Genomic DNA, 842 nt, shown 5'->3' with positions numbered 1-842 from the left:
TCCAAGCTACGTCTGAGATGCTTTTAGCCAGGCAATGATTATGAACCATGCCTTTGATGTTAAGATCTTCAAAAGCTATTAGACCAAATCTATCTACCAAGTTATGACTAACCTGATGGGCAAACTCATATCGCTTGTTAGCTATCCGCTCATGGACTCGCTCAACAACCTTAAGAGCTTTCTTGCGATCTGGAGTTCCTTTAGGAGCCTTAGAGAGTTTCCTTTGGGCTCTAGCTAACTCGTGTTCTTCTTCTCGGAAGAATCGAGGATTAGCTATCGTCTCACCATTGGAAAAGGTGGCGAAGCTCTCAAGGCCGACATCAATACCTACTACAGCCCCATCTTTCCAGGGAGGGAGAGGAACATCTTCAGTTTCGACGGAGAAGCATGCAAACCATTTGCCTGTGGCTGTCCTTCTGACGGTCAGCCGTTTGATCTTGCCTTCTATCTGGCGATGGAGCTTGATCTTGATATCGCCTATCTTGGGAAGACGTACCATGCCGTTAACAAGATTGCCGCCCTTCTCAGGTTGTGGATAAGTAAATGAATCGTACCAACCCTTCCCTCGGAATCTGGGATATCCGGGTTCTTCTCCCGCCTTAACCCTTCTGAAAAAGGCTTTAAAGGCTAGATCTACCCGCTCCTGAACATTCTGAAGGGTCTGAGCATATACGTCTCTCAGTTCGGGTTTATCCTCTTTCCAACCAGGAAGAAGAGCGTTCGTTTCATATTTGGAAACTGATTTGCCTTCATTCTCCCAGGCGTTCTTTCTGTATGCTAGAGTCTGGTTGTATGTCCATCGGCACAAGTCCAGCGTTCGCTCCATCTTGGTTATCTGAGAC

Annotated in this window: 1 protein-coding gene; it reads right to left on the bottom strand. The window is 46.8% G+C overall.

Annotated features, from left to right (window positions below; genetic code table 11):
• Positions 1-842, bottom strand: an 842-nt coding sequence (locus BP727_RS06345) for an RNA-guided endonuclease InsQ/TnpB family protein (RefSeq protein WP_286857927.1), incomplete at both ends; no start/stop codon positions are given.

The organism is Methanosaeta sp. UBA356 (assembly GCF_002496465.1).
GTDB classification, from domain to species: Archaea; Halobacteriota; Methanosarcinia; order Methanotrichales; family Methanotrichaceae; genus Methanothrix; species Methanothrix soehngenii.
The sequence above is the reverse complement of the archived record's forward strand: the minus strand, read 5'-3'. Positions and strand labels throughout refer to the sequence as shown.